Below are 24358 nucleotides of genomic sequence, written 5' to 3' on the forward strand. Positions count from 1 at the left end.
GGGCGCAGGCTCAGACAGGAGAAATGTGGCTAACCCACGCGTGCACGAGATCGCTTCCGAGCTCGGCATCGAATCGAAGATCGTCCTTGAGAAGCTCAAGGAGATGGGCGAGTTCGTCAAGGGACCGTCCTCCAGCATCGCCCCGCCCGTCGCGCGGCGAGTGAAGGCCTCCCTCGAGGCCGACGGCATCAAGCCGGCCCCGGCCGCCGCGAAGCCGGCCGCCGCGCCGAAGGCGCCCAAGCCCGCCGCGCCCAAGCCGGCTCCCGCCGACGAGGTCGTCGAGGATGCGCCCGCCGCCCCCGCGCCGGCAGCGCCCCTCACGGTCGCCGAGCGCCAGGCTCAGGCCGAGGCGGCCGCGGCCGCGACCCCCGCGCCCTCCGACGCGCCGCGCCCGAGCGCCATCCCGCGCCCCGGCATCCCGCGCCCCGGCAACAACCCGTTCTCGTCGAACCAGGGCATGCCGCGCCCCGGCGGTCCGCGCCCCGGCAACAACCCGTTCTCGTCGAACCAGGGCATGGCGCGTCCCGGCCAGCCCGGTCCGCGCCCGCAGGCTCCTCGCCCCGGCAGCCCGCGTCCCGGCAACTTCCAGCAGCGCCCCGGTGGTCCGGGCGGCAACTTCCAGCAGCGTCCCGGCGGCCCGCGCCCCGCGGGCGCCGGCGGCGGCTTCCGCCCCGGTGGAGCAGGTGGCGCCGGGGGCAACAACTTCGGCCCGAACCGTCCCCCGGCAGGCGGCGGCGGTCGTGGTCGCGGTCCGGGCGGCGGCACGGCTGGCGCGTTCGGCCGTGGCGGCGGCAAGTCCAAGGCCCGCAAGTCGAAGCGGACGAAGCGCGCCGAGTTCGAGATGCGGGAGGCTCCGTCGCTCGGCGGCGTGACCGTTCCCCGCGGTGACGGCACCACGGTCATCCGGCTCCGTCGAGGCGCGTCGATCACCGACCTCGCCGACAAGATCGAGACGCTGACCAACATCACCGTCCAGCCCGGCAGCCTCGTGACCGCGCTCTTCCACCTCGGTGAGATGGCGACGGCGACCGAGTCCCTCGACGAGGCGACGTTCACGATCCTCGGCGAGGAGTTCGGCTACCGCATCCAGGTCGTCTCCCCGGAGGACGAGGACAAGGAGCTCCTCGCGGGCTTCGACCTCGACCTCGAGCAGGAGCTCGAGGACGAGACCGACGAGGACCTCGAGATCCGTCCCCCCGTCGTGACCGTCATGGGTCACGTCGACCACGGTAAGACGAAGCTGCTCGACGCGATCCGCCAGGCGAACGTCGTCGCGGGTGAGGCCGGCGGCATCACCCAGCACATCGGTGCCTACCAGGTCTGGACGGAGCACGAGGGCATCGAGCGTGCCATCACCTTCATCGACACCCCGGGTCACGAGGCGTTCACCGCCATGCGTGCCCGCGGCGCCCAGGTCACCGACCTCGCCATCCTCGTGGTCGCGGCCGACGACGGCATCATGCCGCAGACGGTGGAGGCGCTCAACCACGCCCAGGCGGCCGGTGTGCCGATCGTCGTCGCAGTCAACAAGGTCGACAAGGAGGGGGCCAACCCCGCCAAGGTGCGCCAGCAGCTCACCGAGTTCGGCCTCGTCGCCGAGGAGTACGGCGGCGACACGATGTTCGTGGATGTCTCGGCCCTCAACAAGCTCGGCATCGACGACCTGCTCGACGCGGTGCTCCTCACCGCGGACGCCGGTCTCGACCTGCGCTCGAACCCCAACAAGGACGCGCGCGGCGTCGCCATCGAGGCGAAGCTCGACAAGGGGCGCGGCGCCGTGGCGACCGTGCTCATCCAGTCGGGAACGCTGCGCGTCGGCGACGCGATCGTCGCGGGAACGGCCTACGGCCGCGTCCGCGCGATGATGGACGAGAACGGCGACCCGGTCGAGGAGGCCTACCCCTCGCGTCCCGTGCAGGTGCAGGGTCTGTCGACCGTGCCTCGCGCCGGCGACACGTTCATCGTGACCGAGGAGGACCGCACGGCCCGCCAGATCGCGGAGAAGCGCGAGGCCGTCGAGCGCAACGCCCAGCTGGCCAAGGCCCGCAAGCGCATCTCGCTCGAGGACTTCACGCGCTCGCTCGCCGAGGGCAAGGTCGACTCGCTCAACCTCATCATCAAGGGTGACGTCTCCGGTGCCGTCGAGGCGCTCGAGGAGGCGCTGCTCAAGATCGAGGTCGACGACAGCGTCCAGCTGCGCATCCTGCACCGCGGCGTCGGTGCGGTCACGGAGTCCGACGTGGACCTCGCGACGATCGACAACGCGATCGTCATCGGCTTCAACGTCCGCCCGGACGTCAAGGCCCGCGAGCGCGCCGCGCGCGAGGGGATCGACATCCGGTTCTACTCGGTCATCTACTCGGCGCTCGAGGACATCGAGAACTCGCTCAAGGGCATGCTCAAGCCGGAGTACGAGGAGGTCCAGTCGGGCCTCGCGGAGATCCGGGAGATCTTCCGCTCGTCGAAGGTCGGCAACATCGCCGGTGTGCTGGTGCGCTCGGGCACGATCACGAGGAATGCGAAGGCGCGCGTCATCCGCGATGGCGTCGTCGTCGGCGACAACCTGGCGATCGACTCGCTGCGCCGCTTCAAGGACGACGTGACCGAGGTCCGCGAGGGCTTCGAGTGCGGAATCGGCCTCGGCAAGTTCAACGACATCCAGATCGGCGACGAGATCGAGACCATCGAGATGAAGGAGAAGCCCCGCGTCTGACGCGAGGCTCGCGGGCTGGAGGACGCATGGCTGACGCAGCACGGGCGGCGAAGATGGCCGACCGGATCAAGGTCATCGTGGCGAAGACCCTCGAGCGCGGGATCAAAGATCCCCGCCTCGGGTTCGTCACGATCACCGATGTCCGCGTCACCGGCGACCTCCAGCACGCGACCGTCTTCTACACGGTGTACGGCTCCGACGAGGAGCGCGCCGACACGGCAGCGGCCCTCAAGTCGGCGACGGGGATGCTGCGCAGCGAGGTCGGCAAGAACCTCACCGCGCGGCTCACCCCGTCGCTCGAGTTCGTGGCCGACGCCATTCCCGAGAACGCGCGGATCATCGACTCGCTCCTGAGCGAAGCGGCCGCGCGCGACGCGGAGGTGGAGTCGCTCGCGCGCTCGGCGACCTATGCCGGTGACGAGGACCCGTACGTCAAGCCGCGGGTGATCGACGACGAGGACGAGGACTGAGCGTCAACGCCACGGCTCAGCCGAGCATCCTGATCAGCAGCATGAACCAGATCGGGTTGATCAGGATGCTCACCACGAGCACCGCGATGGCCCCGCCCTTCGGTCGCGCCCGCGCCACCCACCAGATCGCCGCCGCAGTCGTCACCGCGCCGACGATCGCCTCGGCGAGGAAGAACCGGTAGACCCGGTCCCCCGACTCGTACGTGAAGCCGGCGAAGGCGAACCCGGCGAGGACGATCATCGCGGGGAGGCCGACGAGGGCGATCGTGCGGGGGACCAGGGTTCCGCGAGCGGGAGCATCCGTCATGGCGGCGAGCCTAGCGCCCGGCGCTACACGCCGCGCGGTTCGAGCGCGGTGCGGATCCGGTCGTCGAGGTACGCCTCGAGCGGAACGTCCGCGTCGGGGAGTCGTAGCACCGGGACGCCATCGCGGTCGACCACGCTGTCGCCGAGTGCGGGACGATAGCCGTGGTTCACCGACTCCCCGGGGGCGAACGGACCGCGGGCGGCGGCGCGCTGCAGCTCGCGGCGCGCCGCCTCGGCGGGGCTTTTGTTCGCCGCGAAGTCCTTCGGAACGATCGCGCGGGTCACCGTGCCGGTGGAGTACAGGGCGCCGTCGCGGCTGACGAGAAGGGCGCCGAGCCGCCAGGCCCGGCCCTTCGCGGTGAAGCGAGGCCCCCGAACGACCGGGCCGATGCGCTTCGCGGGTCGGAGCACGGCGAGCGCCTCGTCCGGAACGCCGCCGGACTCGAGTCGCTCCACGGCGCGCTGGAGCATCCTCTCCAGCGCGCTCACTTGAGGAGCCTCGAGAGCACTCGGTCTGCGAGCGGCTTGCCGCCCGTCTGGCACGTCGGGCAGTACTGCAGCGACGAATCGGAGTAGGTGACCTGTCGAATCGTGTCGCCGCACACGGGGCATGCCTCTCCCGTGCGGCCGTGGACCCGCAGGTTGGTCTTCTTCTCCGCCTTGAGCTCCGAGGCGGCGAGTCCGTCGGCGCGGTCGATCGCCGCCTGCAGGGTCTCGTGGATCGCGTCGTAGAGCCGGGCAGACTCCTCCTCGGCCATGTCGGCCGGCTTGAACGGGGACATCCTGGCCACGTGCAGGATCTCGTCGGAGTAGGCGTTGCCGATGCCGGCGATGAGCGCCTGATTGCGCAGTACCCCCTTGATCTGCGACCGGCCGGCGGCGGCCAGGATGGCGCGGAACGCCTCCACGGTGAACCGTGGTGAGAGGGGGTCGGGGCCGAGCGTCCGCACGCGATCCACGTCCATCGGCGAGCGCACCACGTGGATGGCGAGGCTCTTCTTCGTCCCTGCCTCGGTGAGGTCGAAGCCGCTGCCCGTCGATACGGCCGAGTCGTCGTCGGCGAGCACGAGCCGCGCGGCGAGCGGGCCGCGGTTCGGCCGGCCGGAGGACTGCGGCGCCGACTCCCGCCAGCGCAGCCAGCCGGCTCGAGCGAGGTGGATGAGCACGTGGAGGTCGCCGATCTCGAGGTCGAGGTACTTGCCGTGCCGGTCGACCCCGCGCACGACCTGCCCCTCGAGGGCGGAGACCGGCGGGTCGAAGGTCTTGAGGGCCGAGAACGCCACGATCTCGAGCCGCTTCACCGTGCGACCGATGAGCCGCGCGCGCAAGTCGGTGACGAGGGCGTGGACTTCGGGCAGCTCGGGCACGACTCCAGTGTGCGCCAGTCGGATGACAGAATGCCAGCGTGAGCAGACTGCGAGTGCACAACCTGGCCATCTCCCTCGACGGATTCGCGACGGGGGAGGGCCAATCGCTCGAGGCGCCGTTCGGGCACGCCGACGGCCGACTCATGGAGTGGTTCTTCCCGACCCGCACGTTCGTGTCGATGTCGGGGCACGAGTCCGAAGCGGTCGGGACGGGCACGACCGGTCTCGACGACGAGTTCGCCTCTCGCTGGGGCCACGGGATCGGCGCGGAGATCATGGGGCGCAACAAGTTCGGGCCCCAGCGCGGCCCGTGGCAGGATCACGAGTGGGAGGGCTGGTGGGGTCCGGAGCCCCCGTTCCACTCGCCCGTCGTCGTGCTCACCCATCACGAGCGGCCCGACCTCGTGCTCGGGGACACGACGTTCTTCTTCCGCTCCCTGACTCCGGCGGACGCGCTCGCCCTCGCGACCGAGCTCGCCGGCGGCCTCGATGTGCGGCTCGGGGGTGGACCGACGGTCGTGCGCGAGTTCTTGGAGGCCGACCTCGTCGACCACCTGCACCTCGTTGTCGTCCCGATCGTCCTCGGCCGGGGCGAGCGGCTCTGGGACGGGCTCGAGGGCCTCGAGGAGCGCTTCGACATCGAGTCGACCGCGTCCCCCTCCGGGGTCGTTCACGTCGTGCTGTCGCGCAGGCCCCGCTAGGGCAGCTCGAATCCGTCGTCCCCCGCAACGACGAGGCCGTCGGCGATCAGTCCCGCGAGAGCGCGGTCGCGCTGCGCGGCATCCGGCCACAGCTGCTCGATCTCGAGAGCGGTGACGGGGATGTCGCTGCCCCTCAGCTCCGCCATGATGAGGCCGCGCACCTGGCGGTCGCTGCCCTCGAACCTCTTCTGCGCTGCCGCTTTCGGTCCCTCGTACGGCGGGTACCCCGCGGCGCGCCACGCGCACGAGTCCACGAGCGGGCACGCGTCGCAGCGCGGTGCGCGCGCCGTGCAGACCACCGCCCCGAGCTCCATGACGGCCGCGTTCGTCAGCTGGGCGGCGGCCGGGTCGATCGGCAGCACGGCTTCCATCGCCGCGAGATCGCGCCGGGTCGACGGCGGACCGGCCTCACCCCGCCCTGCCACGGCGCGAGCGAGCACTCGCCGCACGTTCGTGTCGACGACGGGGTGCCGCATCCCGTAGGCGAACGACGCGACCGCGCGAGCCGTGTAGTCGCCGATCCCGGGGAGGGTCAGGAGGTCGCCGACGTCGGAGGGCACCACGTTGCCGTGGCGCTCGGCGATCACCGTCGCGGCCGCGTGGAGGTTGAGCGCGCGGCGCGGGTAGCCGAGCCGCTCCCACGCGCGAACGGCGTCGCCGGGGGGAGAGGCGGCGAGGTCGGCGGGGGTCGGCCAGCGCTCGAGCCACTGCTCCAGTCGCGGGATGACGCGCACCACGGGCGTCTGCTGGAGCATGATCTCGCTCACGAGGATGCCCCACGCTCCGAACCCCTCGCGGCGCCACGGGAGGTCGCGCCGGTTCTGCAGGAACCAGGCGCCGACGGCCTCAGCGATGCTCACCGCACCACCCTAAACTGGGCGCTATGCCGCACTGGACTGCCGAGAGGCGCGCCGCCTTCGACGCGCTCGCCGACGAATTCCTCGCCAATTACGGCAAGGGCCGCACCCTCCTCGCCGTGGACGGCATCGACGGGGCCGGCAAGCGCCCGTTCGCGGATGCCCTGGCCGAGCGACTGGGTCGCGGCGGGCACGCGGTGTTCCGGGCATCCGTCGACCGCTTCCACCGACCGCGCGCGGAGCGCTACGCCCGCGGCGTGGACTCGGCCGAGGGCTACTACTACGACTCCTTCGACTACGAGCTGTTCCGTCGCGTGCTCATCGAGCCGTTCCGGCTGGGCGGCAGCGCGGGCTTCGTCACCGCGGCGTTCGACGTGGAGCGCGACGTGCCGATCGAGATGCAGTGGCAGACGGGCCCGCAGGACGCGACCCTCGTCGTCGACGGCGCCTTCCTCAACCGGCCCGAGTTGCGCGGCCTCTGGAACTACTCGATCTGGCTCGAGGCCGACGCCGACGCGGCGTGGGCCCGGCTGCTCGAGCTCGACGGCCCCGCGGGGCAGAGCCCGCGCTATCCCGGTGGACAGAAGCTCTACCTCGCCGAGGCGAACCCCCGGGCGCGCGCGACGGCGATCGTCGACAACTCCGACCCGGAGCTCCCGGTCAGGGTGTTCGCCGACTCCTGCTGACCACCTCGTCGGGGGTGAAGAATCGCCCCGACTCCTCGACCTCGTGCACGAGCTGCACGAGCAGCGCATTCACGGGTGCCGGTCGTCCGAGCGCCTCCGCGGCGCGGACCACGGCCCCATTGAGGTGATCGATCTCGGTCGCCTGCCCGCGCCGGATGCTCTGCAGCGTCGATCCCGGATTCGGCACTCGGCCCATGCGTCGTGCCATGAGCCGCGGCAGCACCTCTCCCGCCCACAGCGGCGCGATGGAGAACCACCACAGCGCTCGGCGGCCGAGACCCTGGAGCTTCTCGAAGCGCACGCGCGAGGCGCGGCCCACGCGCACCGCCTCGCGGATGCTCGCCGTCATCAGTCGACGCAAGCCGCGGTGGGCCACGACCTCCTGGACGCTGAGACCGGTGATCGCGGGCAGCGCGTTGACCTGGTTGATGATGAGCTTGGTCCACTGGGCGCCGGCGAAGTTGGTGAGGACGACCATCGGCATCACCTCGCCGAGGATGCGTGCGACGTACCGGGCGGGCACGTCGTCGTCGCCGAGCACCCCCACGTAGGTCGGCCCCGGCGTCGTGACGCTCACCTCGCCGGGGGAGAGATAGCTCGCCGCGAAGGTCGCGAGGCCGCCGACGATGTCGGAGCGCGGCGATGCGGCCGCCGCAGCCGCCACCCCGTCGAGGCCGTTCTGGACGACGAGCACCGGGATTCCGCGCAACAGCCGGATGTTCTCGCGGATGGCGGCGGGCGCGTCCTGCGCCTTCGTGGCGACCACGGCGAGCTCGGGGGCGCGCGTCAGCACGTCGCCCGCCTCGACGACGGCGACGTGCTCGCCCCAACCGCCGGAGAGCCGGAGGCCCGACTCGCCGATCGCCTCGAGGTGCGCACCCCGAGCGGTGACCTCGACGTCGTGGCCGGCACGGTCGAGCAGTGCGGCGATGACGCCGCCGACCGCTCCCGCACCGATGACGCCTACCCGCATGCCACTGATCCTACTGACCGGCGGGAGCGGGCCGCCGAGTAGGATCGGTGGCATGGAGGCCGGGCGGGATCGAGCGCAGGCCGCCGCCCACACGCCGCCCTCGGGCATCCTGCTCGTCGACAAGCCGGGCGGGATCACGAGCCACGACGTGGTGTCGCGGGCCCGCCGTGCCCTCGGCACGCGCAAGGTCGGGCACGCCGGAACCCTCGACCCGATGGCGACGGGATTGCTCATCCTCGGTGTCGGGGCATCCACCCGCCTGCTGACCTGGATCGTGGGCGCCGACAAGACCTACGAGGCGACCATCCGGTTGGGCGCCGCGTCGAGCACCGACGACGCCGAGGGGCAGCTCGGGCCCGAGGCATCCGCGACGGCGCTCGGCGAGGCCACGGACGAGCGCATCAGCGCGGGCGTCGCCGCGCTCACGGGAGAGCTGCTCCAGCGCCCGAGCTCGGTGAGCGCGATCAAGGTCGACGGCAAGCGCGCCTATGCGCGGGTGCGCGAGGGCGAGGATGTCGTGCTCGAGCCCCGGTCGGTCACGGTCTCGAGGTTCGAGGTCCTCGGAATCGAGCGCGGGTCCCGCGCGACCGACGTGCGCGCCGTCGTCGAGTGCTCGTCAGGCACGTACATCCGCGCGCTCGCCCGCGACCTCGGCGAGGCACTCGGCGTGGGCGGCCACCTCACCGCGCTGCGCCGCACCCGGATCGGCCCGTTCGAGGTGGCGGGAGCCGTGCGGCTGGAGGACGACCTGCCCGCCGCCCTGATGGATGCCGCGGCCGCAGCATCCCGATTGTTCCCCGTCGTCGTCCTCGACGCCGACCAGACTCGCGACCTCGCCCACGGCAAGCGAGTGCGGATCGACGCCGCGGACGGGGCGCCCGTCGGCGCGCTCAGCCCCGACGGCCGCCTCCTCGGGCTCGTCGACCTGTCGGGAGGCGTCGCCCGCGTCCTCGTCAACTTCCCACCGGAGGCCTCGTCATGATCGAGTGGTTCACCGTCGTCCAGCTCGTCGTCGCGATCGCCGCGGGGCTGCTCTGTCTCGCCCTCGGGCTCGCGGGGCGCTCGCCCAACGACCTCGTGGTGGCCGCAGCCGCGCTCGTCGAGCTTCTGCTGGTCGCCCAGATCGTCGTCGCGATCGCCGCGCCGGCCGCGGGCAACGTACCGTCGGGGAGCGGTCTCGAGTTCTGGATCTATCTCGTGTCGGCCGCGCTGCTCCCGCCGGCGGCAGTGTTCTGGGGACTCATCGATCGAGGACGGTGGAGCACCGTCGTCATCGGGGTGGCGTGCCTCGCGATCGCCGTCATGCTGTACCGGATGAACGCGATCTGGTTCGTCCAGGGCGTCTAGCGGGGCTCGACGGATGCCCGCCCCCACGTCAGTAGAGTTGATGCCGATGTCCCAGCAATCATCCCGGGCGGTCGGAGTAGGCCGCGTGCTCATCGCCGTGTACGCGGTGCTCGCCCTCGCTGCCACCGCGCGCTCCCTCTTCCAGATCGCGACGAAGTTCGACGAGGCGCCCGTCGCCTACTCGCTCTCGCTCCTCGCCGGCGTCGTCTACATCGTCGCGACCGTCGCCCTCCTCGGTCGGGGCCGCGCCTGGTACTTCGTGGCCTGGGCCGCGATCGTGCTCGAGCTCGCCGGAGTGCTCGTGGTGGGGCTCCTGAGCCTCCTCGTTCCTGCGCTGTTCGCCCACCCCGCGGTGTGGTCGTACTTCGGCATCGGCTACCTCTTCATCCCGCTCGTTCTCCCCGTGCTCGGCATCCTCTGGCTGCGCCGCACTCGGGCCGACGTCGAGGCGGCGTGATGGAGTTCTGGACCGACGCCTCCCTCGTCCCCGCCGACTTCGGTCCGAGCGCCGTCACCGTCGGCAAGTTCGACGGGGTGCACGCCGGTCATCGCGCGGTCATCGACCGGCTCGTGGCCGTCGCGGACGAGCGCGGGCTCGTCCCGACCGTCGTCACGTTCGACCGCAACCCTCTCAGCGTCGTCCGCCCGGAGGCCTGCCCCGACCCGCTCGTGAGCAACGAGCAGAAGCGCGAGCTCCTCGAGGAGGCCGGGGTCGGAGCGACGCTCATGGTGACCTTCGACGAGGAGTTCCGCTCCATGGCGCCGGAGGACTTCGTCTCGGGCATCCTCGTCGGAGCGCTCCACGCGACCGCCGTCCTCGTGGGGGCGGACTTCCGGTTCGGCGCGCGCGGGGCGGGCGACGTCGCCCTCCTGCGCGCGATGGCTGCCGAGTCCGGCTTCGAGGTGATCGAGATCGACGACGTCGCGTCCTCCGGCGACCGCCGGGTGTCCTCCACGTGGATCCGCGAGCTGCTCTCCGCGGGGGATGTCCGCACCGCCGCCGAACTGCTCGGCGAGCTCCCGGCCATCCGCGCCGAGGTCGTGCACGGCGCCCAGCGCGGCCGTACCCTCGGGTACCCGACCGCGAACCTGTCGCCGACCGTCGAGGGCTTCATCCCCGCCGACGGCGTGTACGCGTCGTGGCTCGTCGTCGACGGCGTGCCCTACGGCGCCGCGGTGTCCATCGGCAACAACCCGACCTTCGAGGGAGTCCCGGAGAAGCAGGTCGAGGCGCACGCGTTCGACCAGGCGTTCGACCTGTACGGCCGCACCGTCGAGGTGCGGTTCGTCGAGTTCATCCGCGGAATGCGCAAGTTCGGCGGCGCGGACGAGCTCGCCGCGCAGATGCGGCGGGACGAGCTGCGGATCCGCGACATCCTGGGCCTGCCGCCCCGGGCCGGCGAGTGACCGCAGTTCTGGCGACCCGGCCGCTGTGGGCCGGGCGCTCGATGGTGCTGCTGGGCATCCTGCTGCTCGCGGCCAACCTCAGGACCGCGGTCGTCGCGTTCTCGCCCATCGTCTCCTTCGTCGACGACGACATCCCGCTCGACGTGGTCGGGCTCGGTGTTCTCGGGATGCTCCCGCCCATCGCGTTCGCCGCGTCCGGCATCGTCGCGCCCTGGGTGGCCCGCCGCATCGGTCTCGAGCTGTCGATCGCGGTCGCGTGCGCGGCGATGGTCGCGGGCCCGCTCGTGCGCGCCGTCGCGGGCGACTACGCGGTTCTCCTCGCGGGCACCGTTCTGGCCCTCGCGGGAATGGGCTTCGGCAACATCCTGCTGCCGCCCGCCGTCAAGAAGTACTTCCCCGACCGCATCGGGCTCGTCACGTCGTCATACGCGACGCTCATGGCCCTGAGCACCGCGATCCCGCCGCTCATCGCGGCCCCCGTCGCCGGTACCGCGGGCTGGCGTGCGTCCCTCGCGCTGTGGGGCGTGATCGCGGCGGGCGCTCTCGTGCCGTGGATCGTGGTGTGGCTCCAGTCCGTCGCCCACGCGCGACGCATCCGGGAGTCGGGCGACGTCCTTGCGGTTCGGGGTCGTTTCGAGGGGCGCATCTGGCGCTCCCGCGTCGCGTGGGCGATCACCCTCGCCTTCGCGATCCCCGGGTTCAACGTCTACGCGATGTTCGCCTGGCTGCCCGAGCTGCTTCGTGACACCGCGGGCGTCGACGAGGTTCAGGCGGGCGCGCTCCTCGGACTGTTCGGACTCATGGGCCTGCCGGCGTCTCTTCTCGTTCCCATCCTCGCGTCCCGGTTGCGCAACGTCTCCGTCATCATCTACGCGGGACTGCTGTTCTTCCTCGGCGGATACGCCGGGCTGCTGCTGGCTCCCGCGGCGGCCCCGTGGCTCTGGGTGGCGCTCGCGGGCAGCGGGCCGCTCATGTTCCAGCTGTGCCTGGCCCTCATCAACCTGCGCACTCGCTCGCCCGAGGCGTCCGTCGCCCTGAGCGGATTCGTTCAGAGCATCGGCTACAGCGCGGCGGCGTTCGGTCCCCTCGTCGTCGCGCTCCTGCACGACGTGAGCGGCGGGGGCTGGACGGTGCCGCTGCTGCTGCTCGCCGGGTCCACGCTGCTGTCGATCGTGTCCGCGGTGACCCTCGCTCGCCCGCGGTTCGTCGAAGACGACCTCGAGGGCGCGAGCGACGGCTAGGAGCGGTACCCGGCGCGGTGGATGAGCGCCGCCGCGCCGACGAGCGGTCCCTCGCCCGAGAGGCCGGACGGGACGACGCGGACCTTCGCGACGAACGGGAAGGGCGCTCTCTTCGCGATCGCCTCCCGGACGATGTCGAAGAGGTCGGGGGTGACGTGCGAGAACCCACCGCCGATCGCGACGACATCGAGGTCGACGAGCGCCGTGGCCGACGCGATGGCCTGGCCGATCGCAGTGCCCGAGCGGCGAACCGCGGCGATGGCGATCGGGTCGCCGGCCGCGTACGACGCTGCGAGGTCCTCGCCCGACTCGCCGGACCAGCCCTGGCGCTGCGCCCAGCGGGTCGTGTGCGGTCCCGAGGCGATCGCCTCGACGCAGCCGGTGCCGCCGCACAGGCAGGGGTCGTCGAACCCGCCGACCTCGACGTGGCCGATGTGGCCCGCGTTCCCCGTCGGACCGGCGACCGCGCGGCCGCCGAGGATGAGGCCGCCGCCGATCCCGGTCGAGACGACCATGCCCATGAGGTTGTCCTCGCCGGGCGCGGCGCCGATCCAGTGCTCGGCGAGCGTGATGCACTCGCCGTCCATCCGCAGTACGGCCGGCACACCGGGCACGAGTCGTTCGGCGAGCGCCTTTAGCGGGTAGTCCCGCCAGGCCGGGAGGTTGAGCGGCGAGACGAGCCCCTCTGCGACGGTGATCGGGCCGGCGGAGCCGATGCCGACGCCGATGACCTCGTCGCCCTCGGGCAGGGCGCCGAGCGCCTGCTGGATGACGGACACCGCGCTCGTCTCGAGCTGCTGCGAGCTCGAGCGCCCGCCGGTCGGTGCACGGAAGCGCGAGCCGGGCAGCAGTCGCCCCTCCGCGTCGACGAGGGCGGATTCGATCTTCGTGCCGCCGAGGTCGACGGCGAGGACCCACGCGGTCACGGGGCGATCATCCCGGCGATCCACGACCCGATCCAGGTCGCGACGATCATGATGACGATGGCGCCGACCGGCCAGTAGAACGTGTACCGACGGCGGATCAGGTTGACGATGACGAAGCCGACGGCGAGGAAGGTCGCGAGTACGGCGATCACGATCATGCCGATGGTCACGATGCCGAGCACCGTGCCGTTGCACGTGATGCCCTCGAAGGGCCCCGAGCCGCACTCGGCGGTGAGCCCCTGGTAGGCGGTCGCCGTCGTGATGACCACGAGAGCGAGGGATGCTGCGAAGAACAGCAGCAGGATGCTCGCAACGATGTCGATGACCACGAGCGCCACGGGGCGCGGGGTTCGGGGTGAAGAGGCCGCACTCGTCATCCCGCCAGCTTAGGGCGCGAGGACCTCGGCCACGTCCCCGCAGGAGGCGACACCGACACACCGGGATGCGCGGGTGTGCACCGAGGAACTCCGAAGTGCGCATGTGAGCAGAGACATTGGTGTGACGACCTACGACTCGTTATGGTCGCAGCACTTGTTCGTTTCGCACTTCAGGTGGTCAACGGTGATCGCGGTAATCGGTGGGTTCGGCGTCGGCCTGACCATGCGGCTCGATCGTTCGCCGAGCGCGGGCGAGACCGTCAGCGGGGGCATCCTGAGCGCCGGCCCCGGCGGCAAGGGCTCCAACCAGGCCATCGGGATCAGCCGCCTCGGGCACACTGCGGCCCTGCTCACGGCGGTCGGACCGGACGCCGCCGCCGCCGACGCCCGCGCGCTGTGGGCGGCGGAATCGGTGGATGCCCGCGGGGTCGTCACCGCCGCATCCGCGACGATGACGGGGTTCATCCTCGTCGATTCGGGCGGGGAGAACCGGATCGCGATCGCGCCTGGCGCCCTTGACGAGCTCACGGCTGAGCACGTCGATTCGTTCCGGGACACCATCGCCGCCGCAGACCTGCTCGTCGTCTCGCTCGAGATCCCGCACGGGGTTGCGATCGCCGCCCTCGGGGTAGCGCGCGCCTCAGGCACCCGGTCCGTGCTCAATCCCGCCCCCGCGGGAGATTTCGCGGCCCCGCCGCGGGTGGCCGACGTCCTCACCCCCAACTCGACCGAGGCGCGTGTACTGCTGGGCCTCTCCGCAGACGACGACTCCGACGACGAGGAGCTCGCCCGGAGTCTTGCCGCTCGGTTCGAGTGCGACGTCGTCCTCACCCTCGGCTCGCGCGGTGCACTCGTCGTCGAGACGGGCCGCCTCCAGCGCGTCCCCGCCGTCCTGCCTCGAGCGATCGTCGACACGACGGGCGCGGGCGACGCGTTCACCGCCGCGCTCGCCGTCGCGCTCGTCGAGGGAGCCGACCTCGCCGATGCGGCGCGCTGGGCGGCCGAGGCCGGGGCGCACGCGGTGTCCGTGGCGGAGGTCGTCCCGGCCCTTCCCCGTCGGTCCGACCTCGGACCGATTCCCCGCACGACCGAGAGAGAGACCGAGTGAGCGCACCCGTTGCGACGTCCATCGCGCGCTACATCCAGCACACCCTGATCGAGGCGGACGCGACGCGCGATCGGATGATCCGGCACGCGCGCGAGTGCGTGGAGTGGGGGTTCAGCGCCGCCATGGTGCCCGGCTCCTGGGTGCCTCTCGTGTCGAGCGAGCTTCGGGGCACCGGCGTGCTCGTGGCCTCCGCGCTCGACTTCCCGATCGTCGGGACGATGACGTCAGCCGGCAAGGCCGCCGAGGCCGCGGAGCTCGTCCGGCTCGGGGCCGAGCAGATCGATATCGGCGTGCAGATCGGGTGGCTCAAGAGCGGGATGCACGCCGAGTTCCGCGAGGACATCGCGGGGGTGGTGAGGGCCGCCGGTGTGCCGATCAAGGTGATGCTCGAGCTCCCGCTGCTGACCCCTGAGGAGCGCGAGGCGGCGGTGGACCTCTCCCTCGAGGCGGGCGCTGCCTATCTCAAGAACGCGAGCAGCGGCGCGATCGAGACCGCGTCGCCGGAGAGCGTGTCGTGGCTCGTGGAGCGCGCTGCCGGCCGCGCGCTCGTCAAGGCCTCCGGCTCGATCAAGTCCCTCGCTCAGGTGCTCTCGCTCATCGAGGCCGGCGCCTCCCTCGTCGGCTCGAGCGCGGGCATCGCGATCGTCACCGACGCCGCCGACTCGAACACCACCAGCTACTGACCCCGGAAGGACCGCTCCCGAATGACCACCCGCCTCATCATCGACTGCGATACCGGATCCGATGATGCCGTCGCGATCATGGCCGCCGCTCTGCACCCCGATCTCGAGCTCGTGGCGGTGACGACGGTCAACGGCAACGTGCCGCTCGTCAACACCACCGAGAACTCGCTGCGCGTCCTCGACCATGTCGGAGCCGATGTGCCGGTGTACGCGGGCGCTCCCCGGCCCATCGTCCGCCCCGACTTCCCGATTCCGCGCCACATCCTCAACGGCAACAATCCGGAGTTCCAGAAGCTCGACCTCGACTTCCCGCCGTCGCGCACTCCCGTCCGGGAGGGCAACGCTGTCCAGTTCCTCATCGACACCTACCTCGACGATGCCAATTCCGACGTCGTGCTCGTCGCGGTCGGCCCGCTCACGAACGTCGCTCTCGCGCTCGCGGCAGAGCCGCGCCTCGCCGAGCGCATCCCGCGACTGGTCATCATGGGCGGATCGATCGGCTGGGGCAACGTGACGGCGGCCGCGGAGTTCAACTTCTGGGTGGACCCCGAGGCGGCGGAGGCGGTACTGAGCGCGGGCATCCGTGATGTCCTGATCCTCCCGCTGGATGCGACGCACGCCGCTCCGCTGAGCCTGGCCGATTGCGACGCGCTCGACGCCATCGGCTCGCCCGGGGCCACCGGAACGAGCATGCTCGTGCGCCACCGCATCGGCTTCTACCCCGACGCCCCGGACGCCGAGAAGCTGACCGCGCCCGTGCACGACGCCTTGTGCGTGGCCGTGCTCGTGCACCCCGACGTGGTCTCCGACGTGGGCGACTACGCCGTCCACGTGGAGACAACGGGGGAGCGCACGCTCGGCGCGATGCTCGCCGACGACCGCGGCTGGTCGACCGATCGGCGCAACGCACGAGTAGCGAAGTGCGCGGATGCGCACATCTTCATGCGATTCCTCACAGATGCGTTCACGCCTTGACCGGATGATCGCGCCCCCGCCAACCTGTCCCTGATCCGTACTCCTCCACGAATGAAGGCTCAATGCTGAGAGTTCAGTCGGTCGCTCAAGAGCTCGAGCGGCGCGTCGTCGACGGCGTCTACGCCGAGGGCAGCCGCCTGCCGGCGGAGCCCGAGCTCGCGACCGAGTTCGCTGTGAGCCGCACGACGATTCGGGGAGCGGTCGCGGACCTGCAGGCGCGGGGACTCGTCAGCAGGGAGCAGGGTCGCGGCACGTTCGTCCGGGGCACCGGCCGGGTGAGCGTGAGCATGACGCTCGAGACCAACCTGTCGATCTCGACCGTCATCCGGGAGTCCGGGCGCGAGCCCGGCACGACCGGGCTGAGCGTTCACCGGGAGCTTGCTCCCGCGGCCGTGCTCGCGGCCCTGCGCCTGCCCGCAGGGTCGCACTGCATCGTCGTGCGCCGCACGCGCACCGCCGACGGCGTCGCCGTGACCGACAGCATCGACCACCTCCTCGAGGTCCCCAGCCTCCCGACCGACCCGGGCTCCTACGAGCAGTCGGTGTACGAGCTCCTCGAAGAGGTTCACCGCCGTCCAGTCTCGAGCGGCACGGCCATGATCCAGGCCGCCACGGCCGAGCTGCCCACCGCCGAGCGCCTCGGCGTTCCGGTGGGCCACCCCATCCTCGTGCTCTCCCAAGTGCACGACCTCGACGGCGGCATCCCCGTCATGTACTCGATCGTGTCGATCCGCAGCGACGTCATGAACCTGTACGTGCACCGGGGCAGCTCCGCCGCCGATCCGCTCCACGAGAGCACCGCCCGACAGCCGTCCGATCAGGACGCGCCCCAGTCCTCACCCGTCCCGGCAGTGTCGCCGGGCATCCAGTAACACCATCCGAAAGGCACTACGCATGACTACAGCTCCCGTCGCGTCCGCTCCGAAGAAGGGCAGCCGACTCAACCGCAACAACATTCCGACGACGCTCATCGTCACGCTCATCCCCGTGTGCGTGGCCCTGAACATCGTCGGCGGCTACATCGCCTCCGCCCTGCGACTGCCCGTCTACCTCGACATGATCGGAACCGCCATCTCGGCGATCGTGCTCGGCCCGTGGTGGGGCGCGCTCGTCGGCGTTCTCACGAACGGCGGCTCAGCGCTCATCAGCGGCCCGGTCAGCCTGCCCTTCGCGCTCGTCAACATCGTGGGCGCGCTGATCTGGGGCTACGGCGTGCGTTCGTGGAAGCTCGGCCGCACGATCCCGCGGTTCTTCCTGCTCAACGTCATCGTCGCGGTCGCGTGCACCATCGTCGCGGCGCCGATCATTGTGCTCGTGTTCGGCGGTGCGACCGGCAACGGCGCTGACGCGCTGACGGGCACGTTCCTCGCCGTCGGGCAGAACCTCGTGGGGTCGGTGTTCTCGTCGAACATCCTGACCTCGCTCGCCGACAAGATCATCGGCGGCTTCGTCGCCCTCGCCATCATCGAGGCGCTACCGAAGTCGCTGACCGCCGATATCGACATCGTCAAGGCGACGCCCCTCAAGGGCATCCTGCTCGCCGTCGCCGGTGTGGTGGTCGGCGTGCTGATCATCGTCGTGTTCCTCGCCATCAACGCGGGCGCCTCCGCCTGATCGACACCAGTTCCCGGGGCGCTGCGCCAGGCGGCGCCCCGGGTCCCCGAAAGAGACCTCATGCCTGAACCCATCATCGCGTTCGACGCGGTCACCTACACCTACGCGGGCACCGACGAGCCCGCCCTCCACGAGATCTCCTTCGAGATCCAGCCCGGCGAGTACGTCGCCATCCTCGGTCTCAACGGGGCCGGGAAGACCACCCTGGGCCTGTGCGTCAACGGCGTCATCCCTACCATGCTCGGCGGCGAGCTGGAGGGCACCGTCACGGTCGGCGGCCTCGACGTCTCCGAGTACCCGGTCCGTGAGATGTCCAAGCTCGTCGGCGTCGTCTTCGACAACCCCGAGTTCCAGATGAGCCAGATGTCGGTGGCGGAGGAGGTCGCGCTGGGCCTCGAGAACGCGGGCGTGCCTTACGAGGAGATGAAGCGGATCATCCCCGATACCCTCGAGCTCGTCGGACTGGCCGGCTTCGAAGAGCGCTCGCCGCTCGGCCTCTCCGGCGGGCAGCAGCAGCGCCTGGCCATCGCAGCCGTGCTCGCGATGAAGCCGCAGATCCTCATCATGGACGAGCCCACATCGAACCTCGACCCGATCGGCAAGCAAGAGGTGTTCGACATGGCCGCCCGACTCAACAGCGAGCGGGGGATGACCGTCATCGTCATCGAGCACGAAGTCGAGGTCATGGCGCGCTACGCGGACCGCGTGATCGTCCTCGACGGCGGTCGCGTCATCATGAACGGCACGCCGCAGGAGATCTTCAGCCGCGTCGAGGAGCTCGCCGCACTGAAGCTGCGGGTCCCCGAGGCCGCCGAGCTCGCGACGATCCTCCGCACCGAATACGGCGACTGGGACGGACCGGTGCCCATCACGACCGAGCCGGCCGTCGCCGCCGTCAACGACCTCCTGGGAGCCACCCGTGACTGACGCCACCCCGTCCGCCCTGAGCCCGCTCGCGATCGACGTCCGCGGAGCGCGCTACGTCTACCCGACCGGCAACGTGACCGCCCTCGGCGGGGTCGACCTGCAGGTGAAGCCCGGCGAGATCATCGGCATCATCGGCCAGAACGGCTCCGGCAAGACCACCCTGACGAAGCTGCTCAACGGACTGCTCAAGCCGACCGCGGGCACCGTCATCGTCGACGGAGTGGACACGGCGAAGAAGTCGGTCCAGGAGATGGCGCCTCATGTGGGCTACGTCTTCCAGAACCCCAACCACCAGCTCTTCGCCCGTACCGTCCAGATGGAGCTCGAGTTCGGTCCGCGCAACATCGGCCTGAGCGAGGAGGAGATCGCGGTCCGCGTGGCCGAGGCGGTCGAGTTCTTCGGGCTGCAGGACTACATCGAGGAGCACCCGTATCGCGTGAGCTTCCCGATCCGCAAGCTCGTGGGCATCGCCTCCATCGTCGCCATGCGCCCGCCGATCCTGATCCTCGACGAGCCGTCGACCGGTCAGGACCACAACACCACCCACGTGATCAACGGACTGATGCGTCGGCTGCGCGACCAGGGGACCACCGTGGTGTGCGTCTCGCACGACATGCCGCTGCTCGCGGACGTCGTCGAGCGCGTGATCGTCATGAAGAGCACGGAGATCATCGCCGACGCGAGCCCCCGTGAGGTGTTCGCCGACAAGACCCTCATGGCGCGCACGAATCTTCAGGCACCTCAGGTGACCGAGATCGCCCTCCAGACGGTCGTACCGCTCGGCGGACCCGTCGCACTCACCCCGGCCGAGCTGGCCGCCGACATCGCGATGCGGACCGGTCGCCCGGCCGCCGCCCGCACCGACGCCGTCGGCTGACCCTAGAGGACCTCAACCATGTCAATGCAAGCCGCGCTGCCCGTGGCGATGATCCCGGGCAACTCGATCATCCACCGCATCAACCCGATCGCCAAGCTCGTCTGGGTCGTCGGATACGTGGTGCTCGCGTTCTCCACGCAGAACATCGTCGTCCTGTACTCGATGGCGCTCTTCGCCCTGCTGCTCGCTCCGATCGCCGGCATCACGAAGCCGCTGCTCAAGGGCGCCCTCATCCTCGTGCCGGTCGGATCGTCCCTGCTAGCGCTGCAGATCATCGCGCCGGCGGTCGAGCGACCGTGGACGCCCGTCGGCGAGATCGGACCGCTCACCCTCTACGGGGACGGGATCTACTACGGCTTCGTGCTGCTCGGTCGGATCGTGGCATCCCTGCTCCTCGCGCTCGTCATGGTGATGACGACGCACCCGAGCGACCTGTTCACGTCGTTGTCGAAGCTCAAGGTGCCGTACACCCTGAACTTCATGCTCGCGATGACCCTCCAGCTCATCCCGGTGTTCCAGCGCGAGGTGGGCATCATCATGAGCGCTCAGAAGTCGCGGGGAATGAAGGGCAAGGGCTTCTCCGCCGTGCTCCCGAGCTTCGTGCCGGTGTTCGTCGGCGCGATCGAGAGGGTGCAGCAGTTGTCCATCTCGCTCGAGTCGCGCGGGTTCGGCTCCAACGGCATCAAGACGAGCTACCGGCAGGTCCGGGGCCGCCCGAGCGACTGGGTGATCGGGATCGTCGGCGCCCTCGCCCTCGGCGGGCTCTCGGCCTACTCGATCTGGCGGGGCACGTGGAACATCTCCTCCGACATCGTGTTCTCGCCCCTGTTCGTGGTCGTCACCTTCGTGATCTCCGCGACCCTCTTCTTCGGCGTCGTGCTCTTCGCCGTGTTCCTCTCCCTCAAGAAGTAGTCCGGCTGCGCCGGCCCATCAAGAAAGCGATCCGTCTCCCATGTCCTCCAGCCTCCCCACCGACCGCCAGCACCACATCCAGGTGGCCGAGGGCGAAGTCGGCAAGTACGTCTTCCTCCCCGGCGACCCCGGCCGCTGCGAGCCCATCGCCCAACTGTTCGACGACCCCGTGCTCGTGGCGAAGAACCGCGAGTACGAGACGTGGACCGGGTACCTCGACGGCGAGAAGGTCTCCGTGACGTCGACGGGGATCGGATGCCCGTCCGCCGCCATCGCCATGGAGGAGCTCGTCAAGGTCGGCGCGGACACGTTCATCCGGGTGGGCACGTCGGGGAGCATGCAGCCGAGCATCCCCCCGGGCGACCTGGGCGTGATCAGCGGCGCGATCCGCGACGAGGGCACGTCGAGCCACTACCTGCCGATCGAGTTCCCCGCGGTGGCGGACATCGACGTCACGCGAGCGCTGGCGATCGGGGCGCGCAGCCTCGGCGCGAACGTGCACGTGGGAATCTCCCAGTCGAAGGACTCCTTCTACGGCCAGCACGAGCCGGGCCGGATGCCCGTGGCCAAGCGCCTCCAGGACCGCTGGTCGGCGTGGATGGCCGGCGGGGCGATCTGCTCCGAGATGGAGGCCGCCGCGCTCTACATCGTCGCGGCGACCCTGGGCGTGCGCGCGGGCGGAATCATGATGATCATGGGCCACTGGGACCAGTCGCCCATGACCGACGAGGAGATCTCCCGCGGTTCGCTCGACAACCTGCTGCCGCAGGCGGTGGCCGGCCTTCGCGAGCTCATCGCCCAGGACCGTGCGGCGGGTCGCGCGTGAGCGCCGTGGAGGGGGGCGTCCAGTACCACCTGCAGCTGCGCCCCGGAGACGTGGGCCGGTACGTGCTGCTTCCGGGCGACCCCGGCCGCTGCGAGCCGATCGCCGCGCTCTTCGACTCGCCGGCGCACGTCGCGTCGCACCGCGAGTACACGACGTGGACGGGAACGCTCGACGGTGAGAAGGTCAGCGTCGTCTCCACGGGGATCGGATGCCCGTCCGCGGCGATCGCGGTGGAGGAGCTCCTCAGGCTGGGCGCCGACACCTTCATCCGCGTGGGCACGTCGGGCGCCATCCAGCCGGGGACCCCGTCGGGCCAGCTCGCGATCGTGAGCGCGGCGATCCGTGACGAGGGCACCTCGAGCCACTACCTGCCGATCGAGTTCCCGGCGATCGCCGACCCCGGCGTGGTCGACGCGCTCGTGGAGGCGGCCCGGACCGTGGGCGCGTCGTACCGCGTGGGCGTCTCGCAGTCGAAGGATTCGTTCTACGGCGAGGTCGAGCCCGAACGCATGCCGATGGCCGAGCACCTGCAGGACCGCTGGAACGCGTGGATCGCGGGCGGCGCGATCTGCTCGGAGATGGAGGCCGCGGCGATCTTCGTGATCAGCTCGATCCATCGCGCGCGCGCCGGCGGGATCATGCACATGTGGTCCGAGGGCGGCGACATGGAGCGCGACCGTCAGCGGATGCTCGAGACCTCGGTTGAGGCGCTGCGCGTGCTCATCGCCCGCGATCGGGCGGGTGCACAGTGGCCGTAGGGGCCGATGCCGCGCGGCTTCAGGCGGAGGCGCCGGAGTACGCGAGGCTCATGTCCGCGCACCAGCGGCGCAACTTCCTCTTCCTCGTCCTCGACGGAGCGACCTTCTCGTTCGCGATCACCCTCTTGAGCGAGACGACCATCATCCCCGCGTTCGTCCAGTCGCTCGGCGGGGGAGCGGTGCTCGTCGGGATGGTCGCGGCGGTGTACGCGGTGGGCAAGTACCTGCCCCAGCTCGTGGGCGCGCACCTGCTGCGCGGGAGATCGCGACGCAAGCCCCTGCTGCTGGCGATCGTCATCGCGGAGCGCGTGGGCATCCTCGCCATCGCGATCACCGCGCAACTGATCGGGGTGCTCGATTCGACCACGATCCTCGTGGTGTTCTTCATCGCCTTCGGCGGGTATGCGATTACGACGGGTCTCATCGGGCCCGTGTACGGCGACTTCCTCGCGAAGGCGATCACCCGCAATCGCGGGTGGTACTACGCGATCGTGCAGCTCCTCGGCGGGGTGCTGGGGTTCACTGCGGCGCTCGTGGCGGAGAACATCATCCGCACGAGCGAGTTCCCGCAGGGCATCCAGCTCTGCTTCTGGATCTGCTTCGGCCTGTCGTTCCTGTCGATCTTCTTCGTGGCGGGCCTGAAGGAGGAGCCGTATCCGCACCCCGAGCCCCGCACGAGTCTTCGCGCGACGGTGGCGGAGATCCCGGGGGTGATCCGGGGCGACCGCTCGTACGCGCGGTTCCTCGTGGCTCGCTGCGTGCTCGCGTTCTCGACGCTGGGCATCGGCTTCGTGGTCGTCGACGGCCTCGCGCAGGGGGTCCTCCGGCCTTCGGATGCCGCGCTCCTCGCCGCGGTCTTCATCCTGTCGCAAGCGTTGCTGGGTTTCGCCCTCGCGGCGATCGGGAACTACGTCGGCTTCAAGGTCGTGGTGATCATCGGCGGAGTGCTCATCGTCGGGGGAATGGTCGGGGCGGTGATCGGCGGAGCGCTGCCCGTCTACATCGTGACGTTCATCGCGCTCGGGGGAGCGAACGCCATGACGATCATCGCCGACCCGAACCTGTCGATCGAGCTCGCGCCCACCAAGAGCACGAGCATCTACCTCGGCACGACGTCGACGCTGCTGGCGCCGTTCTTCATCGCCGGCCCGTTGCTGGCCGGTGTCCTCGCCCTCAGTGCGAGCTATGAGGTCGTCTTCATCGTCGCGGCGTGCGTCGCAGTCGTCGGCGTCGTCCTCGCCCTGCGGATGCACGAGCCGAGGTCGGTCGCGCTCGAGACCGTGGAAACCGTCGGCCTACCGGGAGTCCAACCATGAGACGCATGATCATCGATACCGATACGGCGGCGGACGACAGCTTCGCGCTTCTCGTCGGCCTCCTGCACCCCGAGGCGAGCCTGGAGGCGGTCACGATCGTCTCGGGCAACGTCGACTTCGCGCAGCAGGTGCAGAACGCGCTCATCACGATCGAGGCGGCGGGTCGCGGCGGAGAGGTGCCCGTGCACCTCGGCGCCGAGGTGCCCATGGCTCGGCCCTGGTATGCGGCGAGCGCGCACGGCGACGGCAAGGGCAACCACGATTTCCCCGTGCCGGAGCAGGCGCCGAGCGATGAGCCCGCCGCCTCCGCGCTCGTGCGACTGGTGAACGAGAACCCCGGCGAGATCGACATCGTGGCGATCGGGCCCTTGACGAACATTGCGACGGCGGTGCTGCTGGACCGTGATTTTGCCTCGAAGGTACGCCAGCTCTGGGTCATGGGAGGCTGCGACAACTCGGTCGGCAACGTGTCGGCGGCGGCGGAGTACAACTTCTTCGTGGACCCGGAGGCGGCGGACATCGTGTTCCGCGCGGGCTTCGATGTCACCGTGGTGACGTGGACGCTCACGCTGAAGCGAGCACTCTGGGACCGTGATCAGCTCGCGGAGATCGCGGCGATCGACACCGATCTGGCGCGCTACTTCACGATCTTGGACACCCCGAACCTGGAGTTCAACGAGGGGGTCGCGATCCAGGGCAGCACTCACCCCGACTCGCTCACGGCGATGCTGCTGGTCGAGCCGTCCCTGATCGCTGCGTCGAGCCGTAAGTTCGTCGCGATCGAGCACCACAGCGAGCTGACGCGCGGCTATTCGCTTTTCGACGACCGTCCCGAACGCAACGCGCCGAACGCGACGGTCATCGACGACGTCGATGCGACCGGGTTCTTCGAGTCGTACAAGCGATTGCTGGCGGCAGGGTCACGCTAGTGCGCATATGAGCAGTTTGAGCTACATATGCAGCTAAGCCCGCTAACGCTGTCTACAGTGGA

The 24358-nt window shown here is 70.3% G+C and carries 28 protein-coding genes; 21 read left to right on the top strand and 7 right to left on the bottom strand.

The features are described 5' to 3' along the window. Window positions 1–25 precede the first annotated feature (25 nt). Both infB and rbfA read left to right on the top strand, forming a co-directional pair. A complete protein-coding gene (infB, locus tag Q5716_RS05055) occupies window positions 26–2713 on the top strand; it encodes a translation initiation factor IF-2 (protein ID WP_305002000.1) in 2688 nt (895 codons plus the stop codon). Between the two features lie 26 nt (window positions 2714–2739). Beyond that, window positions 2740–3183, top strand: a complete 444-nt coding sequence (rbfA, locus tag Q5716_RS05060) for a 30S ribosome-binding factor RbfA (RefSeq protein ID WP_305002001.1) — start codon at window positions 2740–2742, stop codon at window positions 3181–3183. 16 nt (window positions 3184–3199) lie between these two features. Here rbfA and Q5716_RS05065 read toward each other — a convergent pair whose 3' ends face one another. Genes Q5716_RS05065 through Q5716_RS05075 form a run of 3 tightly spaced genes read right to left on the bottom strand, consistent with a single transcriptional unit; the run spans window position 3200 to window position 4856 of the window. Beyond that, window positions 3200–3490 (bottom strand): hypothetical protein, encoded by a 291-nt coding sequence (locus Q5716_RS05065; RefSeq protein ID WP_305002002.1) that lies wholly within the window; start codon window positions 3488–3490, stop codon window positions 3200–3202. A gap of 23 nt (window positions 3491–3513) precedes the next feature. Next, window positions 3514–3978, bottom strand: coding sequence for a hypothetical protein (locus Q5716_RS05070; RefSeq protein ID WP_305002003.1), 465 nt, complete (start codon window positions 3976–3978; stop codon window positions 3514–3516). Continuing rightward, entirely contained in the window at window positions 3975–4856 is an 882-nt protein-coding gene (locus tag Q5716_RS05075) for an Fpg/Nei family DNA glycosylase (RefSeq protein ID WP_305002004.1), read from the bottom strand. The genes Q5716_RS05070 and Q5716_RS05075 overlap by 4 nt, the downstream gene beginning before the upstream one ends. Before the next feature lie 38 nt (window positions 4857–4894). Between Q5716_RS05075 and Q5716_RS05080 the strand changes: the two genes are divergently transcribed. Further along, complete coding sequence (locus tag Q5716_RS05080; protein WP_305002005.1) at window positions 4895–5557, top strand: dihydrofolate reductase family protein; 663 nt, start codon at window positions 4895–4897, stop codon at window positions 5555–5557. On the opposite strand, the gene Q5716_RS05085 is transcribed toward Q5716_RS05080, so the two are convergent. Continuing rightward, the gene (locus tag Q5716_RS05085) at window positions 5554–6417 is read right to left on the bottom strand and encodes an HhH-GPD family protein (protein ID WP_305002006.1); all 864 of its coding nucleotides are present in this window, start codon (window positions 6415–6417) and stop codon (window positions 5554–5556) included. The two genes, Q5716_RS05080 and Q5716_RS05085, sit on opposite strands and share 4 nt — an antisense overlap. Window positions 6418–6440: 23 nt before the next feature. On the opposite strand from Q5716_RS05085, the gene Q5716_RS05090 reads away from it, so the two are divergent. After that, the gene (locus tag Q5716_RS05090; RefSeq protein ID WP_305002007.1) at window positions 6441–7100 is read left to right on the top strand and encodes a nucleoside/nucleotide kinase family protein; all 660 of its coding nucleotides are present in this window, start codon (window positions 6441–6443) and stop codon (window positions 7098–7100) included. On the opposite strand, the gene Q5716_RS05095 is transcribed toward Q5716_RS05090, so the two are convergent. Further along, window positions 7075–8073 carry a ketopantoate reductase family protein gene (locus Q5716_RS05095; RefSeq protein ID WP_305002008.1) on the bottom strand — a complete coding sequence of 333 codons (999 nt, stop codon included), beginning with the start codon at window positions 8071–8073 and terminating at the stop codon, window positions 7075–7077. The two genes, Q5716_RS05090 and Q5716_RS05095, sit on opposite strands and share 26 nt — an antisense overlap. Window positions 8074–8125: 52 nt before the next feature. Between Q5716_RS05095 and truB the strand changes: the two genes are divergently transcribed. The 5 genes from truB to Q5716_RS05120 are packed head-to-tail and all read left to right on the top strand — an operon-like array spanning window position 8126 to window position 12068. Further along, a complete protein-coding gene (gene truB, locus Q5716_RS05100) occupies window positions 8126–9055 on the top strand; it encodes a tRNA pseudouridine(55) synthase TruB (protein ID WP_305002009.1) in 930 nt (309 codons plus the stop codon). Then, window positions 9052–9420: a hypothetical protein gene (locus Q5716_RS05105; protein ID WP_305002010.1), complete on the top strand. Its 369-nt coding sequence runs from the start codon at window positions 9052–9054 to the stop codon at window positions 9418–9420. The genes truB and Q5716_RS05105 overlap by 4 nt, the downstream gene beginning before the upstream one ends. Before the next feature lie 46 nt (window positions 9421–9466). Then, window positions 9467–9877 carry a hypothetical protein gene (locus tag Q5716_RS05110; RefSeq protein ID WP_305002011.1) on the top strand — a complete coding sequence of 137 codons (411 nt, stop codon included), beginning with the start codon at window positions 9467–9469 and terminating at the stop codon, window positions 9875–9877. Continuing rightward, window positions 9877–10827 (top strand): bifunctional riboflavin kinase/FAD synthetase, encoded by a 951-nt coding sequence (locus Q5716_RS05115; RefSeq protein WP_305002012.1) that lies wholly within the window; start codon window positions 9877–9879, stop codon window positions 10825–10827. The genes Q5716_RS05110 and Q5716_RS05115 overlap by 1 nt, the downstream gene beginning before the upstream one ends. Beyond that, window positions 10824–12068 carry an MFS transporter gene (locus tag Q5716_RS05120; protein WP_305002013.1) on the top strand — a complete coding sequence of 415 codons (1245 nt, stop codon included), beginning with the start codon at window positions 10824–10826 and terminating at the stop codon, window positions 12066–12068. Before Q5716_RS05115 ends, Q5716_RS05120 begins: the two co-directional genes overlap by 4 nt. Here the strand turns inward: Q5716_RS05120 and Q5716_RS05125 are convergent. Together Q5716_RS05125 and Q5716_RS05130 are read right to left on the bottom strand one after the other, a co-directional pair. Further along, window positions 12065–12994, bottom strand: coding sequence for an ROK family protein (locus Q5716_RS05125; protein ID WP_305002014.1), 930 nt, complete (start codon window positions 12992–12994; stop codon window positions 12065–12067). The genes Q5716_RS05120 and Q5716_RS05125 overlap by 4 nt on opposite strands. Then, a complete protein-coding gene (locus Q5716_RS05130; protein ID WP_305002016.1) occupies window positions 12991–13371 on the bottom strand; it encodes a hypothetical protein in 381 nt (126 codons plus the stop codon). Before Q5716_RS05130 ends, Q5716_RS05125 begins: the two co-directional genes overlap by 4 nt. A gap of 184 nt (window positions 13372–13555) precedes the next feature. Between Q5716_RS05130 and Q5716_RS05135 the strand changes: the two genes are divergently transcribed. The 12 genes from Q5716_RS05135 (at window position 13556) to Q5716_RS05190 (ending at window position 24296) form a co-directional block, all read left to right on the top strand. Further along, a complete protein-coding gene (locus tag Q5716_RS05135; protein WP_305002017.1) occupies window positions 13556–14479 on the top strand; it encodes a ribokinase in 924 nt (307 codons plus the stop codon). Continuing rightward, window positions 14476–15162, top strand: a complete 687-nt coding sequence (gene deoC, locus Q5716_RS05140) for a deoxyribose-phosphate aldolase (protein WP_305002018.1) — start codon at window positions 14476–14478, stop codon at window positions 15160–15162. Before Q5716_RS05135 ends, deoC begins: the two co-directional genes overlap by 4 nt. A gap of 21 nt (window positions 15163–15183) precedes the next feature. After that, a complete protein-coding gene (locus Q5716_RS05145; RefSeq protein WP_305002019.1) occupies window positions 15184–16137 on the top strand; it encodes a nucleoside hydrolase in 954 nt (317 codons plus the stop codon). Window positions 16138–16199: 62 nt separating this feature from the next. Beyond that, window positions 16200–17009, top strand: a complete 810-nt coding sequence (locus tag Q5716_RS05150) for a GntR family transcriptional regulator (RefSeq protein ID WP_305002020.1) — start codon at window positions 16200–16202, stop codon at window positions 17007–17009. A gap of 22 nt (window positions 17010–17031) precedes the next feature. Continuing rightward, window positions 17032–17751, top strand: coding sequence for an ECF transporter S component (locus Q5716_RS05155; protein ID WP_305002021.1), 720 nt, complete (start codon window positions 17032–17034; stop codon window positions 17749–17751). A gap of 60 nt (window positions 17752–17811) precedes the next feature. Beyond that, entirely contained in the window at window positions 17812–18678 is an 867-nt protein-coding gene (locus tag Q5716_RS05160; RefSeq protein ID WP_305002022.1) for an energy-coupling factor ABC transporter ATP-binding protein, read from the top strand. After that, a complete protein-coding gene (locus Q5716_RS05165) occupies window positions 18671–19555 on the top strand; it encodes an energy-coupling factor ABC transporter ATP-binding protein (RefSeq protein WP_305002023.1) in 885 nt (294 codons plus the stop codon). Before Q5716_RS05160 ends, Q5716_RS05165 begins: the two co-directional genes overlap by 8 nt. An 18-nt stretch (window positions 19556–19573) precedes the next feature. Next, complete coding sequence (locus tag Q5716_RS05170) at window positions 19574–20467, top strand: energy-coupling factor transporter transmembrane component T family protein (protein WP_305002024.1); 894 nt, start codon at window positions 19574–19576, stop codon at window positions 20465–20467. Between the two features lie 40 nt (window positions 20468–20507). Continuing rightward, window positions 20508–21293: a nucleoside phosphorylase gene (locus Q5716_RS05175; protein ID WP_305002025.1), complete on the top strand. Its 786-nt coding sequence runs from the start codon at window positions 20508–20510 to the stop codon at window positions 21291–21293. Beyond that, window positions 21290–22051: a nucleoside phosphorylase gene (locus Q5716_RS05180; RefSeq protein ID WP_305002026.1), complete on the top strand. Its 762-nt coding sequence runs from the start codon at window positions 21290–21292 to the stop codon at window positions 22049–22051. The genes Q5716_RS05175 and Q5716_RS05180 overlap by 4 nt, the downstream gene beginning before the upstream one ends. After that, a complete protein-coding gene (locus Q5716_RS05185; RefSeq protein ID WP_305002027.1) occupies window positions 22042–23367 on the top strand; it encodes an MFS transporter in 1326 nt (441 codons plus the stop codon). Before Q5716_RS05180 ends, Q5716_RS05185 begins: the two co-directional genes overlap by 10 nt. After that, entirely contained in the window at window positions 23364–24296 is a 933-nt protein-coding gene (locus Q5716_RS05190; RefSeq protein ID WP_305002028.1) for a nucleoside hydrolase, read from the top strand. Before Q5716_RS05185 ends, Q5716_RS05190 begins: the two co-directional genes overlap by 4 nt. The last annotated feature ends 62 nt before the right edge of the window (window positions 24297–24358 follow it).

The sequence above is a fragment of the Antiquaquibacter soli genome (assembly GCF_030580675.1).
Lineage (GTDB): Bacteria > Actinomycetota > Actinomycetes > Actinomycetales > Microbacteriaceae > Rhodoglobus > Rhodoglobus soli.